Consider the following 15808-nt stretch of genomic DNA (forward strand, 5'->3'; position numbering starts at 1 on the left):
TTTCTCTATTTCATTTCTGCAATTAAAGATTTAAATTACGCATTTTCCTGTGCCATCATTTTAGTGTAATCAAGAATCTCTTTATCAGTGAAGACGTTTGCTGCCAGTCGTTTCACCTTATCCCAGTATTCGGTTTTAAACTGGGCATAGTCCATACCTTGTTCACTAATAAAATCTCTTATACTTCCGCCAGTAAAGAAAACATGCGTTTTCGGATATTTGGCATCCCAATAGATATTACCAGTGAGTTTTATTTCATTATCGGTTCCTTTGATCCGGATAGTCAGTGTAATAGCACAACGGAGTCTCGGCTCTCCTCCATCATGTCCCGGGCCTTTCCCTTTTATAATCATTCTTGATGCATACTGCTCATTTTCAAACTGCATTTCTTTTTCGGTGATTTTGAATTCCATTATTGTTCCTCCAAATTCCTGTGCTATTTCTGCCAATACATTTTGTTTTTTACTTATTGTGTTTTTTTCTCAAAATGATGTCTCAATGCATACAGCCATTTAATAGAACCACCTGTTCGTCGCATTAGAACCACTTACGGACATAAAAATGCCATTAACATTATTACAAGTTTTCAAAAAATAGAACAAACCCTCCCAGAAAAAAGGATAACTCTTCTGAGAGGGCTTTTACTAATCTATATAATCTATTTACTAGTACATAACACGTCTTTTCTCAGAATACCCTTACATGAATCAATTGGAAAAATATTAAGAGAATGAACAAACACAAGGCACAGTTTCATCCTGAATTTTCAAAAACTGCTCTACCCCTTCTCTATCCATTCGCTCTCTATATTCTCTTAAAGTGTATGGTCCGCCATCTTTTTTAAGAATAGAAACATTTTTCTCGAAATCTTTACGGAAGTTCTCTTCCATTTCTTCTTGAAGAGCATAGCGTTCTGGCCAAACATTATAAAGTTGAGCGTAATGCTGGAATCCACCACGCACACACCGGCCTCCGCAGTTAGCATGGGAGAAGCCCATAGCATACATTCTTGGTAGCTTTATACCCCATTCTTCTTCAATAATAGATTTAACATCAATATCTTCTCTGAAGGTTTCTATCATAGGAAATCTAGTTTCAACGGGTTCTAAAGGTCGATGGGAATAGAATTCTCGCAAATTGTCTGAGCGATGGGTCTCATGAGGCCCAATTCCAAAATATAAAACAGGTTCTAAGTTGTGTACATCTCTTAGCTCTTCTAAAAACACAATGGTTTGTTGAACCTTTAATTCTTCGGAACATTTTGCTAAACGAGAATTCCCCAAGAAGCGGTAATCATAAAATACTTCTTCAGGAGTTCTACCGTCGACTCTTTCAGTAATTTCGACTCCTATATAATCTGCAACTTCATACATGAAGCGATAATTATCTTCATCTTCCCACAGGGTATTCGTAAAGAATAATATGCTATTCTCTTTCCCATGAGCCTGAACCATTTGATAAGCAACATATGCACTTGAAGCACCGCCACTGTACATTGCTACGTGCACTTTTTTTCTTTCCAAAATAGCCCCTCCTCTTAATCTATATACTCATCTAACAGCTTAAAGACAAGATATTCTATCTCTTCTCTCGGGACACTTCTTCCGGCATTATTAATGATACGATTTACATTTTCATAAACAGTTATCGCTTTATTAGAAAGCTCAACTTTTTTAATGGATTTATGTGAATCATTATATCCCAATAAAATTGTATCTTTATTTTCGGAAGACATTTCCATATCCCTATAATCATTCTGCATCTGCTGTACGAATAAATCAAATGTTGTGTCTGACCAATTTCTTAATTCTACTCCTGTGTAATTTAGTGCAAATTGTTCGATGAAATTGTTCGCTTTCCTATCTAGCGACTTTAAAAGCCTATTTCTTTTGACTACATCTGGAGAGTAGGACATCAATCGATCTTTCAGCTCGTCCGAAGAAGTCGTTAAGAAAGTTTCATGTAATTTATTTTCCACTTGACCTTTGAACTGGTTAAAATGACCTTCCAATTCTACTTTCATTTTTGCTAATCTAAACGGATCTTGAAAATTAGCTTGGAGCATTTCTAAGCTATTTATGGGATTGACTTCAATTCTTCTAGCCATCGTTTTAAATTTAAGTAAATTTCCAGACATCTGCTCCGTGGTTTGAGAATGTCGAGGCAATTGGCGGAGCCAATTCAATAAACCGCTGCTTGCTCTGATAACTATAGTCTGATCTCTAACATACTCACTCTCATATTCATGGAATACTTTTTCTACGCCACTTACAAACTGTAAGAATTCAGAGGAATAATCATTAAAAACAAATTCATACTCTTCAGGCTCTTTGAATATACCGTAGAGCTTCTCGGCATCAATCGCTGTCACGTACATACCATTTCTATAAAACATTAATTGCTCCCAAATGTCTCGCAGAAGTCCTGCAAATAATAATGGAACTAGAGGTTTCCGAATCCCGAAAGGAGGAGCAGTGAATATCGCTTCCAAATCTTTAACAGAACCCTCTTTACTTGTTTTAATATATTCCAAAAGTGTCTTCCTTAATAGCCTGTATGGTGAATATGAAACTTGCTTCAAATTGCTAAGATCTAAACTATTATTTTTAAATACCGTGGCATATATTAAATAATCTGGGCCCTGCCCTTCGATACCAAGACGTTCAAACTGCGGATTTTTAATAACACTATTTAATACTGTATGAATGGCTTTTGTTTGCATACCATTTAAGCTTCTTCTATTGATTGAATCATTTCTTATTTCAGGTGTTTCAGGGTATAACTCATACATGATTTCACTAATTTTATTTTCTAACTGAACGGGATGAGTCACAAACATTTCCATTCCTTTATAATACCAAGAAACGTTTTCATTGAAGTCCTCGAAATCTTTCAGAAATTCGTGTATGTCAAACTGAATTTCTGCTATCAAAATGCTGACTTCCTCATCCAATCTAATATGTTCTGAAAGTAATTTTTTGTTAGAATATATAGCTCTTAAGCCAATTAACCGATCAACAGAGTTTCGTATAATTTTGAATTCTTTATTTGTCATTGCAAAAATTAAACGTTTGTCAGAAATATTAGCAATAGATTCTTCGCTGTCAACAAGACTTTGACTATCTGTTGGAATAACATAATATATGTGACCATCAGACTCAAACTGAATTTTCCCTTTAAACCCGTCTTCAGTCAATAGATCTGAAGTTATTAAATTCACTTGCATGAACCGAGTTATGCTTTTTTCGTCGTTATAATCCGTAGCTATATAGAACTTTCTTTCTAGCAACTCTTTTAAAACATCTAACCGATTTTCATTGGTTATCTTCAATAAAGCTCTTTCTTGATCTAACAATTCATCTACTAACACCGAACTACCTTCATTAAGTTCCCATTGACCAAGGATGCGATTAAAACGAAGCATTTTTTGCTGAACTAATACGTCTAGATTTGCATTTACTTCTGCTAAATCCTGTCCAGTTCCAAAACTCAATAATTCTTTGTTTAATTTAACAACATTTGTAGAATTAGATAAATCCCATAAAGTAATTAGCTTAAGTAAATCTACTTTCCCTTTATTCTCTTTATTCATTTTCAACTTATTTGTTACTTTTACAAAAGTTTTTAAAGATTTGAAGCTATCATCTGCTAAATAATCGTTCATAGAATTCTGAAAAAAATAATCAAATAACATATGCGGAAAATACATGCCATCTTTTCGTTTATTGATGAAATTATTCAATCCGCCAGTTTCATCACTTTCTAGAAATGTAAAAAGAGTACGTTCATTTTGTCCGAATGTACTTGAGAGTCTAGGGAGTAAAAACAAAGCTAAAGGGTGTAGGGGATATGAACCTTCTACAATCAATTTTTCTGTTTCTTGGTGATTTAACTCGCTAAAGAGGTTATATTTTTTCAGAATCCATTTGGAATCTGCAGCTTCTAAATTAAGTAACAAATGTTCCTCTTGAATGTTCTTTGTAAATTCCTGTGCAATTCTATAGAACGTGGCCTTATCACTTTCTACAAAGTATGTTTTAAAACGCTTTTCAATCCTCTGAAACTCTGCTTTAAATTCCTCATTATGGCCAAGCATATAATGCGACATATTTTTATGGGAAATCAGTAACAATTGAAGTGTATTATCACTTCGATTTGCAGCTTCAGCTAAATCCTGAAGATCTTGCATAGTTTTATAAACTTGCGAAATTTCCAAAGATTGAAGAAAGCGACCAAATTCATCGTAGGCGATAAAGAATCTTAGATTCTTTTCTTTTAATTGATTAGTAATATAACTTATTTTCTCTAAAAAATTTGCTTCATAATCCACTTGGAATTTTGCGCCCGCGCTTAAATTAGAGTATGTTTCTTTGAACCATTCTATTTCTCTTTCATTATTGTTCTCTAACTCCTTTAACCACCGCGCTAATGTAAAACCTTGGTCTTTCAATAACCTTTTAAAAATATTCAACGTTTTTGGAAATTCTAATTCCCAGTTCATTAAAGTTTTCTGTATCTCTTCAACCTCGCCTGGGACATTTATTTCATAGCCTGCATTTTTCACTGATTTAACAATTGAATTGATAATCGTTCTACTAAACGGACCTTCATTTCCCGACAACACTACTGGAATGAAATAGGAATCCGAATTTTTCGCATCAGTTAGTTTGTTATAAATTTCTTGATCAACGTCTTTAAATTTCAAAATCAGCTTATCAAAGTCAGATTCCCTAATTTTGTTTGAAAAAATATCAGCGAGAATCGTAGCAGCTAAAGACTTGCCACTCCCATATGGACCAATCATGATATGAGCATTATTATTTTTTTCACCTAGAAAGCCACCAATAATACCTTTTAAAAGCTCTGCATGTGAAGGAGTGGGCAAATACCGTTGAACAAATTCCTTATTTCCGATATCAAATTTCAGGTTAACACTTGTACTGAACGTTTTTTTGTTCTTAGTTATCATAAGTTTTTTCTACCTTTCGTTGATACTCATAATTAATAAAATCTATGGGAGATACGTCAGGTAAACGTAATGTATCAAGGTTATTGGTCCTGGTAAAAATCGCTGGATATTCCGGGTGTTCTGTCCACTCACTTATTAATGTAACGATAGATGATCTTTTCATATTAAAAAGTCTTCCAAGTAGCCCTTCCTTATGCACGATGTCATCCAAACTTACAGACAATGTATTATTAAGTTCACCAAATTCCAATAAGGTATAACCAACTAAAAGCAAATTGTCTTTTTCCATTTTCATTTCTTTTTTATAAATGATGCCGTTTCTCTCCTCAATCAAACCTAACTTATGAAGAGGACTTAAAATGACTTCCTCAGGATCAGATGCGCTTCCACCAGTTGTATAGAGCTTGATTAGACAATCAATATCTCTTTTCAAAGAGTTTTCCGAAACAACGCGTTTCTCACGTTTTTGAACCCAGTTCGCTAACTCTCCTAACACCTCTTCTCTAGTAAAAACAGTCTCGGTATAAATATTAAAAAACCAATACCAAGTTGTACTTATTTCTTTATTAGTAGCTAAAGAATGATGTAATAATCCCGCTGAATTAAAATATTTAATTGCTCTGTCTTTTTCTTTTATATAATTTCCTAGTGATGTAATTTGATGATACTTGTTATTATTTTCTTTCACTTCTTCAAATAACTTAGTAGCGATTATCCAATGCTTTAAAGATTGAACCATGTTTTTTCCAAGTCCCATCTTTTCAAAAGCATCTTTTTCATAGAAAAAGGAATTATTTACCTCTAAATTTTTAATTGCTTTACTAAGCCATCGGTCTCTTAGATAGAAACTTTGATGTTGACTATATCCCATTTTTGCACGCCTTCTTTCAGTGGAGTATAGCTCCAGTAGAAAATATTTGATAAAAAATACACACGGAACGTACGTGCGTATTTAATGTAATTATAACAATAAAATCCAGGAATTTAAACTTTTAAGCGTATTCTTTGTGAATAATTCGGTCTGTCAATCTCTAAAAACTCTAAATTGAAATATTGAATCCATTTAAGTAAGTTAGATAAGTACATTTTTACTTCTTCACGTTTTATATACGGATAATTTTCACTTAGATTCTCATGTAATTGCATAGAGAGGGATCCATAATATATTTCCTTTTTTTCTTTTAGAATCCTATATAGCCATCTGAATATCTTAGTTTCTACAAATTGATTCATTAGTACTTTTTCTGTTAAAAGATCGTTTTTCATTCCATTTAAGTTTAACATTTTTTTATCTTCTTTAGTTAGGTTGAGTGGGGATGGACTTTTAATTAAATCTTCAATTTTTAGTTTAATTTTCTCAATTGAATTTTCTAAATCTCGACTTATAATCCACTCTTGAGCTTTAACTTTTTCTATTGGAGGTATATTCAGTAACTGTCTCTTGAAATCATTAATTGTAGATTCATCCATTAATATGGATGAATCTACAATCTCTTTGATTTCTAAATAATCTTCTAAGCCCATATTACCGAATACCATTGATTCAATATTTGCATTTACAGAAAGCCCTATTCCGGACTGCGTTAAATTCGCGCTTCCAATTAAGTAAGAACTTTTATCGAAACAATAAATTTTTGAGTGTAATTTGAAATTAAAATATATTGTCCAATTGTTTTGAATACAATATTCGTATATTTCAAAGTCTGTTGATCCTTTTAAAATATCTTCCATTCTAAAACGGACTAAGCAAGTTTTTTTAACACTCATTCTTAAGTGACTGTCAATCCATTTAATAGTTTCAATTTTACAGAAAGCGGATATAATTATTAATTCTTCTTCTATTAAATTCAACTCTTTTTCTAATTTCAATTCAATTTTTGGGGTATGAATTATCATATTATTCATTAGGTGAAGATAAGAACTTTTTGGCAATTCTTCCCCAGTCTTTTCTTGCATCTTCAGCGTTACTTTTTGACGGAGTAGGTAGTTCATCTTCATATCTTGCCCACGCCATTAATAATAACTTTAAACCATAACCAGCTTCCTGTAATCTCCCCTTTAATTCTTCAATATCCAGTGATTCATAATCGGTCTCTAATACCTCTACTAAATGGGTGTAAGCATCATGTCTTGTATTCAAAACAATATTTATACCCCCTCCTTTAGATCTAACACTAAAGAATGCATCACTCTCAAACGGTGTTTTTGCAAAAGTGTATTTCAAGTTATTTGAGACAGACCTTACTGCTAATACTTCTGCTTCATTCTCATCAACCCCTGTGTTTATCAAATCTTCTTTTATTTTTGCGGTTCTTTCTTCTTCAGACATGTCTTTATCTTTATCGCTTTCTCCAACAAAACCTTTATCTGCTCTTTCTTGCGTATCTGCTGTAGCTTTCCTCTCAGCACTATCATCTACTTCGTCGTGACGTTTTGTTCCGTTCGATTGTTGGCCTTTATTTTGGGCTTGAATTAATGATCTAATAGTTGATAGTTGTCTATCGATAAATAATGCTATCTCCATTAATGGCGCTCTTGGGTCACCTTCTTCTTCGAGTTCTTGCTTTAATGCATGAAAAGACTTTTCAGACTTGCTTGTTGTATCTGCTATTTCTTTAGCGTATTGTAATATTCCAGAAAAGTTACTTGCAGTTTGTTTGTTGTTTGAAACTCCCATGACTTCATCTAATGATGGTGGAAATTCGACTTCAACACCCCACCACCGTTCTCGAGCATCATGCTGTAATACTAATGTCTGATCTAACTCCAATTCTCTTCCAGCTCGAACAATTGAAATTCCTACATTTTTTTGAGCGTGCTTTCCGTGCGGCAAACTACCGGCCTGTACAGTTTTACGTGCATCTGACTTTGCATATGAGAACCTTGTAACTATTTCATGGTTCTCTCCATTAAAATTAACTATAAACTTTGTTTCATAATTTTCTTTTTCACCCAACATATCAAACATTGGCTCGTCATTATAAGGAGCAGGACAGCTTGTGTTTCCCATTAAATATAATGGATCATTAGGCAGCGCCCACTTTTCAATAATAATGCTATTATTATTTTCTCTATCGAAAGAAAGCATCCGGATGCGTAGCTTGTCACTTTCAAGAAATTTTCTATACATCCTTCCTATCAACAACTCTGAGTTTTCAATAACAGTTTTACCTTTTCTCCACATTAATTTATCCAAGCTACTCCAAACAATCAATGTACCACTTTTTCCAAAGCCCGAACTTACTTCTTTCCATATATCAGGAATTTCCTCGATTTTTGGTTCAGGCATGATACCATTTTTACCGTTCTTTATTTCATTTATATCTAAATAAATATGTTTTGCATTTTCCACTCCATTTTGCCAACTCCACACATCTACCCGTTTACATTGTGAAATTGAAGAAGCAGGCAATCCCATTCCAAATCTTCCCATTCCAGTTCGTTTTTCTTTAGATAATCTAGTTCCATTACCAAATTGTAGTGCCATCCTTAAAACGTCTTCATTCATTCCTTCACCGTTATCAAGTATTGCAATCTGTGACAAATTCTTTACTTTCCTACTTCCAAAATTCGTTTCTTTTTCAGCACAAAGAAGTTCTATTTGAGTAGCGTTGGCTTGTATTGAATTATCTAAAAGCTCAGCTACTGCATACGCTGTATTTTTATACCCATTATCTCTCATAGCTTCTATCGCTAAACTTGGTGGCACATATGTATTATTGATATTCTGTTCAGTGTTTATCATTTATAATCCCCCTTTTAATTATTCCCATACATCTTCCCAGTTTTTGAATGCATCTGAAACACTCTGGAACCCTGGCAAACTTTGATCTACGACGGTAATTATTTCAGCAGTTTTATTTCCCCCTGCTTTCCCCCCTCTTATTGCTCTCCCAACCATCTGACTATATAAAACTAACGAAATCGTTGGCCGAGCAATAATTGCAGCACTAGTTTTCGGAGCATCAAAACCTGTCGTTAAAACACCATAATTGACTAAAATCAATGGTTCTTCTTCATTAGAAAGATATTTTTTGATATTTGCTCTTCTCTCAGAACTATTTGTTTTCCCAGTTATTGAGAAAGCTTTTATTCCAATGCTTTGTAGAACAAAAGAAATTAAGTCCGAGCTCCCCACTGAAGGGGCAAATATTATTATTCGCTTATGTTGATTGATCAAACTTTTTGCAGCATTAATAATTTTATAATTACGTTCTAAATCTTCTCCTAATTTCTTTAAAATTCTTATGGAGAAGTCACCGTCTTCTTGCTTAAGTTCATTTGAAAAATCATAATCAGAGTAATAGTTTAGCTCCTTATAATTAGTGGCTGCTAGATAATCTTGATCTACCAAATAATCTACTGGATTATCATAACCTTCAATCTTCAAAGTAACTTTTTTTCTTGAAAAGAATTCTGCCAGTTTGGTATCCTCTTCAACATCATTCCATGTTCTCCCTGGCGTAGCACTTAAACCTAGTAATTTCTTTTGATTATTATGTCCCAAATTGAATAAAGCTTGTATTACCATTTCGTACGTTGGTGCTATCGCTTGGTGGGCTTCATCCATAATTATCAAATTCGATTTATTAGCCAAATTCGCTATAAATTTAATGCCATCATCTTTTTTTACAGCACTCACTATTTTAGGTAGTCCAGCTACTATTAGACCGTCTTTAACATCTTCCATGTTTAAATCGTGGTCTCCCCAAAACCGATACACTTCAACATCCCTATTTCCTAAGCAGTTCCAAGCTTTTGCAAATTCATCTGCAGCTTGCTTACAAAGTTCTTCTGTAGAAGCTAACCAAAAGATTACCCCAGGCTCTTCTTCCCGTAAGCTAGTACATATTATGTTCATGGACGTTCTAGTTTTTCCAGATCCAGTTGGCATGTGTAAAAGAATTCTATTTGTACCGTCCAGAAAATTTGCTTTGACTTCTTTTATAGCATTTCTTTGATGTAGAAAGAGAGGATATTGACTTGGAACCATCTCTTTAAATTCACTTACCTCTACTTCTTCCTCCTCATACAAGTTCAGTTGAATACCTAAGTACTCAAAAAACATGTATTCAATTTTAGAATTTTTTTTAAATTTAATTCGCAACAACTCTTCATAAGGGCTCAAACCATTGTAATTAAACCCTAAGATTTCAAGTAGTATTTTGGCTTCATAATCTTTTAAAGACTCAATAAAGTGACGTCTATGTTTGGGATTTCTTAAAAGTTGAACTGGAGATAAATTATCAAGTATAATCCGCTTTAAATTAAGCGAACTTATTTCAGGGTTGAATTTATTTATCAATTTTAAGGTGTCACTACTCAAAATTTCTTCAACACTAATCTCGTCTAGTCTCAGTACTAGCTCTTCGTATAATTTCATTGATTCCTCCCATGGAAATTTTATGTTGAATTAGATGGTGTAATTTTCTAAAAATTACATATATTATTATAACAATAATAGCATTTCACCGAATAAGATTAAAGGTGATTAATGTACTTATTACTTATCCAAGCCTTATTATCTATTTTTGATCATTGAAAATATAGCTTTTAACTTTCCAATTTTTCTCCAAAATTTTATTTTATAAATTCTTTAATAATATTTTAAATGAAGTTCGACAACCTCAACCTCTGTTATACTTTTTAATACATGTTGGATTACTTTTCATGAATAAATAAATGTAGGGTTATTATTTAACAACGTCGATGCATTTCGATAAAATACAATCCGAAATGATAATTAAATCTTCTATAGTATTATTTTACTGCATCTATAAATCTATTTTAACCGTAATTCATTTATTTTTAAACACTTTTTCCTAAATAAGGAATTTAAAGCATTTTAAAGGAGACTATTATGATTTTTCATATAATTATCGGGAATAATATAGATACTAAAATGTGGATTGACCATTTAGTTAGTGTAAACGCGGAAAATATTGTTGTTTTAGATTTCGATTATGATGGAAAACCGAAATATATAAAAGATGTTACATTTCTATCTCCTATTGATATAAAAAATCATTACAATGAATTTGATTCTTTCTTTTTTTATAAATCATTATATGCTTATCCGGGGATGAGCGGAAAAATGTCATCTCTATTCAAAGATAAAAATATCGAATGACAAGCAACGATTTTAAGTCCGATTTTACATCTTATTAGAAGCAAATATTGTCGTGCTGGATACGCCGTTATTTGATACGACTCAATATATAGATAGTATGGACACTTTAATGCGGACTTGATTTTGCAGATCCTACCCTGGATGACTGAAGAGGAACAGAAACGCAGCTGGCAAAGGCAGCATGAAGGAATTGATCTGGCATTACAAAATGGAAACCAGTTCGGCAGACCAAGGTTTTTGTATCAGAGGAATTCTAAGAGGTTTATAGAAAATGGAAATCTACAGTTCTAACAGCAGTGGAAGCCATGCAGAAAGCTGGAGTTAAAAAGAATAGTTCTTTAGAAAGTAACCGCCCAATAGGTTCTTTCCATTTATCATATCTTTCACGAAAGTTTCGTAGCTCATCCCCTTTTTTCATCATGAAATCATCGATGCAGATCGCTTCAATCGTCTCTTCAATTAAAAACTGCATGTTTTTTTGATAATTACAGAAGGCACCCTTTTTAACGTCCACTACATGTTGTGATAGATAGGCTGCGGCAGAAATTTGTGTCAATGAAACTTTCAGGATGGTTTTTTTCAATATCCTGATTTTCTTCGCTTTGTTGTCTAAAAAGGAAAAGGTTTCGACATCCGTCGTTCGATGACAAGAGGCTTTATCACAAAACATTTTTCGATTCGATAACGTAATTACCACTTTTTCATCTTGGGTCGGCAAATCTTGAAAACTTCAATTATAGTGAGAGTGGACACAGGAAGACACATTTTTTGCGAGTAGATTTCACAGAAAAACGAATGAATTCGACCGATATCTATATATATGTGCAAACCAAATTTTCATCAAGCAAAGTGATAAGCTTCACCACAGAGCCATCTCTCCTATGTTTTTTTGTTTCATCACAATACAATGACTATTCAATTATACTATTTGCCGCTTACTTTGAAGCTCTCTATCTTCTAGTTCACGCGAAAGGGCAGAAACACCTTCCGCTCCTGTTTGCTTCAACACGTCAGTAATTGTATTTCTTGAACACTCCCAGCTAGCTGTAATTCCCTTTTCAGATATCTCTTGAGCACCTAATCAGAGAATCTCTCGATAGTTGATTATAAAAAACTTCCTATACCCTTAGCTTGCGGAATATTCCGTAAACTAAGGGTATAGGTATGGTTCTCTTATATTTCAAATGCTTCTATTTTTTGTCCGAAGTGGTTCTAAATCTGGAGCAGGTGGTTCTATTTAATAGTTCTATACAGACTTGATAGGGCATTGCTGTACTGGTGGAAATGTGCTACTTTGAAGGTGTTTTATATTTTCCCCTTTAATTATGTTATTGTATATTTTTGGATTGTTATGACTTGTCTTGTCCGCCGTCCGCTACTAATACCGCTCCATTAATATAAGAACTTCGATCAGATGCAGTAAATACAATTAAGTTTGCGATTTCTTCAGGTGTTCCCCATCGATTGTTCGGAGTAGAGTTATTGGGTGCCCAAGATTTTTTTACTTCTTCTGCTTCCTCTGCTGACAAGTTCTTTTTTGCCATTTCCTGTTCCCATTTTCCAAAACGCTCTGGTGTGTCAACAAGTCCAGGAATTATACAATTTACTCGAATATTTAATTTTCCGAACTCTCGTGCTATATTTTTTGTGAATCTTATTTCTGCTGATTTAGCAGGACCAGTACAAGAAGCAAAGAAAGGTTCTGGGCAAATATTAATTCCAGTTGATCCAGAAACATTTATTATAGATCCCGAACCCTGCTCAACCATAATTGGTATAATACGTTGACAGAAACGAAATTGAGCAAAGAAATTAATATCCATGCCATATTGCAGTTCTTCATCTGTTACTTCCAGAAATGGTTTATAGGTTCCTGTTCCAGCATTATTAACTAAGATATCAATTCTTCCGAACTGATCCATGACAGTATTTACAAAACTTTGAATTTCATCTAGTTTAGTTACATCTACTGGAAGATAAGTTATATCTACTCCCGTAGATTTTTTAATATATTCGGCTGCTTCTTCCAACTTTTTTATGTTTCTTGAACAAATTACAATTTTAGCCCCTTCTTCAGCAAAGCCTTTAGCTGTTTCTAATCCAATTCCTTTACTACCTCCTGTAACAATTACAACTTTCCCTTCTAATCCTAATTTCATTTAAATTCCTCCAGTTATCATTTTTATTTTTAAAAACCCACAAAACACTTTTTAAATTTAACTTCTCAAATTATCTCAATACACCTCTTACGAGGACTTCGTTATCGTGACTCGGAATAACTTCATATCCCGCTCTTTCAATTTTCTCAATATTCTTAAAACTATTCTCAAATTCTATTAAATCTGTGTGAACACCTGAAGGAATATGTGAGACCATATCGTTACCATGCCAGTTTTCGTAGGTATCTACACAATCACCAGCTAACAAATATTTATTTTTTCCAGTTGAGACTAACACACCTTGAGAACCCGGTGAATGACCTGGCAAAAGAACAACTGAAATATTTGGTGCAATTTCTTCATCCCCATCAACTATTTTAATTCGATCCCATACTTTAACCCAGGGTGGTATAATTCCAGGGATTTTTTCGTAAGCAGGGCGATGAATTTCTATAGGATCCATTGCATAGTTAAGCTCTCTTTTTTGAACATAAAATTCCGCATTCGTAAACAGATTATTATTAAAGCAATGATCCCAATGCAAGTGTGTATTAATAACAATTTTCACATCTTCAAGATTAATTCCAGCGCTTCTAAATGCCACTTCTGGAACTTCACTTTCTTTTTGAATCAATTCATATCCATGATATTTTTTCGTCCATTCTGGGTTACAGGGCCCTGTATCAACTACAATTGGATGCTCTCCCCCTTTAATTACAAAAACTAAAGATTTAGTTGTATGCATCTTACCAAAACCAAAGGGAAAAGTTATCATTGGTTGAGGCAATCCAGTAATCTCCCCCATACAAATCGGGATAATTTCTAATGTCATAAATATTCCTCCCTTTAAAAACAATGAAAACCCTATACTAAGAATTCAGTCCAAGACTGGATATTATCAATTTCATCTATTTGAAGAATATTATTAATAATATTTTCCGAGTTTAATTCTGTTTGTTTTGAGTACGAAATACAATCATCCATTTTCTCTTGTAATTCTTTTATTGTTAGAGGAACTTCGGCAGAGCCAATAGGCTTCTCTATCTTTCGAACAAAAAGAGTTCCATCAGTTAATTTTATATTGACTATTACATGTCCAGCGTTTGCTCCGTCACTTACACTTTGTGTCGGATCTTCCCACTTAACTATTTTTTCTTCTATTTGAATAATTTCTTTTCGATTCACATTATGATCTTCGAAAGTTTTCAAATTTAACTTTTGATCTAGTAATGAAGCTGCAACAACGTATTCCATACTGAATTTCCCTTGGAGACCTGTTATGGGTCTATCGTAAATTAATGCATTTAATCCCCCAGAAGGTGTTATAACTTCAATACGGACAATCTGTTCAAGCTCAAACGATTCATTATGCACTATATCAAGTACACCGTCCGCAGCTCGAGCTGTCCAATAACAGCATGGGTACTTTTTTATGTCAATTCCAGGTTTTTGTAGTCTAAATTTTTTTCCAAAAGAATTGATAATTTCTCCAATAATTTCTGGGCTTTTAATTTCCTCCCCCGCATAAAGGTCGAAATATCCCATTCTATTTTCTAAAATGCCTTCACTTGAAGTAAATCCATTCTTTGCTAATAAAGCGGACCAAACACCAATTTTAGCTGCATTACCTGCATGATATGGCTTCATCATAGTACCGAAATTCAACCGAGTTCCAGAGATTTGCGAAGTTGCAATACCTAGAGCTTGAGAGATTTGAGCTTGGTTAAGAGAAAGAGCTTTAGCTGCTGCTGCTGTCGCTCCTAAAGTTCCGTATGTTGTAGTCGTATGCCAACCTTTTTCATAATGTGAAATTCCTAGTATTTCTCCTAATACTGACATCAGTTCCACTCCGATTACATAAGAAGTAATCAATTCTTTCCCAGTGCCTTTCACTAATTCAGTAGCGGCCAAAGCTGCAGGCAATATTGCTGCACTAGGATGCCCATGAGTAGGAGCATTTACGTCATCAAAATCAATAGCATGAGCCATTATTCCATTAAGCAGAGCAGCATTTGTAGGACTAAATTTCCCTTTAGTTACAACAGTTGATATTGAGCGATCATCTTGGTGTTCTCTAATCAATTTAACCACTATATTAGTGGCCTCCTCATTTTTTCCGGCAATCATGCAGGCAACAGTATCAATAATCGCTCTTTTTGTTGTATCTACCACTTCATTTGGAATTTGATTATATTCAAAATCCGAAACTATTTTAGCTACATTCTCAGTCCATTTCATATTTCATTCACATCCTGCAAATAAATTTTTTATCAATATCTACTTTGGATACAACATTATTTACAAACAAAAACGCCATTTATATTACAATTAAATACTAATTTAAGAAGATACTTAAAAAATCTTATTCATATATAATTTTCTTACTTACGATTATAGGGCTATCTAGTTTTGCATGTTGCTATTAACTTCTATTGGAACTTTAACGATAGTAGAATTATTTATCGCTTAGGTTTTTAGTTACTTTTATAATAATTAATTCAGATGATTTGCATTGAAACTCCCAGATTGAGTATTCGCCTTTCTCTTTCA

General features: G+C 33.6%; 12 protein-coding genes. 1 reads left to right on the top strand and 11 read right to left on the bottom strand.

All coding sequences use genetic code 11. The annotated features are described in order from the left end of the window. Positions 1 to 35: 35 nt before the first annotated feature. The 7 genes from DHX103_RS05750 to DHX103_RS05780 all read right to left on the bottom strand — a co-directional run bounded on the left by DHX103_RS05750 (position 36) and on the right by DHX103_RS05780 (position 10352). A complete protein-coding gene (locus DHX103_RS05750) occupies positions 36 to 413 on the bottom strand; it encodes a hypothetical protein (protein WP_422124319.1) in 378 nt (125 codons plus the stop codon). 309 nt (positions 414 to 722) lie between these two features. Further along, positions 723 to 1523 (bottom strand): hypothetical protein, encoded by an 801-nt coding sequence (locus DHX103_RS05755; RefSeq protein ID WP_422124320.1) that lies wholly within the window; start codon positions 1521 to 1523, stop codon positions 723 to 725. A 14-nt stretch (positions 1524 to 1537) separates the two neighbouring features. Next, on the bottom strand, positions 1538 to 4969 hold the full coding sequence (locus DHX103_RS05760; RefSeq protein WP_422124321.1) for a hypothetical protein: 3432 nt from the start codon (positions 4967 to 4969) through the stop codon (positions 1538 to 1540). Continuing rightward, on the bottom strand, positions 4959 to 5840 hold the full coding sequence (locus DHX103_RS05765; protein WP_422124322.1) for a DUF4007 family protein: 882 nt from the start codon (positions 5838 to 5840) through the stop codon (positions 4959 to 4961). Before DHX103_RS05765 ends, DHX103_RS05760 begins: the two co-directional genes overlap by 11 nt. A gap of 113 nt (positions 5841 to 5953) precedes the next feature. Then, positions 5954 to 6925 (bottom strand): phospholipase D family protein, encoded by a 972-nt coding sequence (locus tag DHX103_RS05770; protein WP_422124323.1) that lies wholly within the window; start codon positions 6923 to 6925, stop codon positions 5954 to 5956. Further along, positions 6867 to 8714: an ATP-binding protein gene (locus DHX103_RS05775; RefSeq protein WP_422124324.1), complete on the bottom strand. Its 1848-nt coding sequence runs from the start codon at positions 8712 to 8714 to the stop codon at positions 6867 to 6869. Before DHX103_RS05775 ends, DHX103_RS05770 begins: the two co-directional genes overlap by 59 nt. A gap of 18 nt (positions 8715 to 8732) precedes the next feature. Continuing rightward, positions 8733 to 10352 (bottom strand): DEAD/DEAH box helicase, encoded by a 1620-nt coding sequence (locus DHX103_RS05780; protein ID WP_422124325.1) that lies wholly within the window; start codon positions 10350 to 10352, stop codon positions 8733 to 8735. A gap of 477 nt (positions 10353 to 10829) precedes the next feature. Between DHX103_RS05780 and DHX103_RS05785 the strand changes: the two genes are divergently transcribed. Further along, positions 10830 to 11099 carry a hypothetical protein gene (locus DHX103_RS05785; protein ID WP_422124326.1) on the top strand — a complete coding sequence of 90 codons (270 nt, stop codon included), beginning with the start codon at positions 10830 to 10832 and terminating at the stop codon, positions 11097 to 11099. A gap of 262 nt (positions 11100 to 11361) precedes the next feature. Here DHX103_RS05785 and DHX103_RS05790 read toward each other — a convergent pair whose 3' ends face one another. The 4 genes from DHX103_RS05790 to DHX103_RS05805 form a co-directional block, all read right to left on the bottom strand. Beyond that, positions 11362 to 11817 (bottom strand): hypothetical protein, encoded by a 456-nt coding sequence (locus DHX103_RS05790; protein ID WP_422124327.1) that lies wholly within the window; start codon positions 11815 to 11817, stop codon positions 11362 to 11364. Between the two features lie 631 nt (positions 11818 to 12448). Continuing rightward, a complete protein-coding gene (locus DHX103_RS05795; RefSeq protein ID WP_422124328.1) occupies positions 12449 to 13258 on the bottom strand; it encodes an SDR family NAD(P)-dependent oxidoreductase in 810 nt (269 codons plus the stop codon). Between the two features lie 70 nt (positions 13259 to 13328). Further along, entirely contained in the window at positions 13329 to 14090 is a 762-nt protein-coding gene (locus tag DHX103_RS05800) for an N-acyl homoserine lactonase family protein (RefSeq protein ID WP_422124329.1), read from the bottom strand. Between the two features lie 32 nt (positions 14091 to 14122). Further along, a complete protein-coding gene (locus DHX103_RS05805) occupies positions 14123 to 15496 on the bottom strand; it encodes an MmgE/PrpD family protein (RefSeq protein ID WP_422124330.1) in 1374 nt (457 codons plus the stop codon). Positions 15497 to 15808: the final 312 nt, after the last annotated feature.

The organism is Planococcus daihaiensis, assembly GCF_049262615.1.
In the GTDB taxonomy this organism is placed as follows: domain Bacteria; phylum Bacillota; class Bacilli; order Bacillales_A; family Planococcaceae; genus Planococcus.

What these genes read in the sequence shown, in the direction of transcription:
- DHX103_RS05780 (WP_422124325.1), bottom strand. Translation starts at nt 10,352, where the DNA reads ATGAAATTATACGAAGAGCTAGTACTGAGACTAGACGAGATTAGTGTT.
- DHX103_RS05775 (WP_422124324.1), bottom strand. Translation starts at nt 8,714, where the DNA reads ATGATAAACACTGAACAGAATATCAATAATACATATGTGCCACCAAGT.
- DHX103_RS05770 (WP_422124323.1), bottom strand. Translation starts at nt 6,925, where the DNA reads ATGCAAGAAAAGACTGGGGAAGAATTGCCAAAAAGTTCTTATCTTCAC.
- DHX103_RS05805 (WP_422124330.1), bottom strand. Translation starts at nt 15,496, where the DNA reads ATGAAATGGACTGAGAATGTAGCTAAAATAGTTTCGGATTTTGAATAT.
- DHX103_RS05785 (WP_422124326.1), top strand. Translation starts at nt 10,830, where the DNA reads ATGATTTTTCATATAATTATCGGGAATAATATAGATACTAAAATGTGG.
- DHX103_RS05800 (WP_422124329.1), bottom strand. Translation starts at nt 14,090, where the DNA reads ATGACATTAGAAATTATCCCGATTTGTATGGGGGAGATTACTGGATTG.
- DHX103_RS05750 (WP_422124319.1), bottom strand. Translation starts at nt 413, where the DNA reads ATGGAATTCAAAATCACCGAAAAAGAAATGCAGTTTGAAAATGAGCAG.
- DHX103_RS05765 (WP_422124322.1), bottom strand. Translation starts at nt 5,840, where the DNA reads ATGGGATATAGTCAACATCAAAGTTTCTATCTAAGAGACCGATGGCTT.
- DHX103_RS05795 (WP_422124328.1), bottom strand. Translation starts at nt 13,258, where the DNA reads ATGAAATTAGGATTAGAAGGGAAAGTTGTAATTGTTACAGGAGGTAGT.
- DHX103_RS05760 (WP_422124321.1), bottom strand. Translation starts at nt 4,969, where the DNA reads ATGATAACTAAGAACAAAAAAACGTTCAGTACAAGTGTTAACCTGAAA.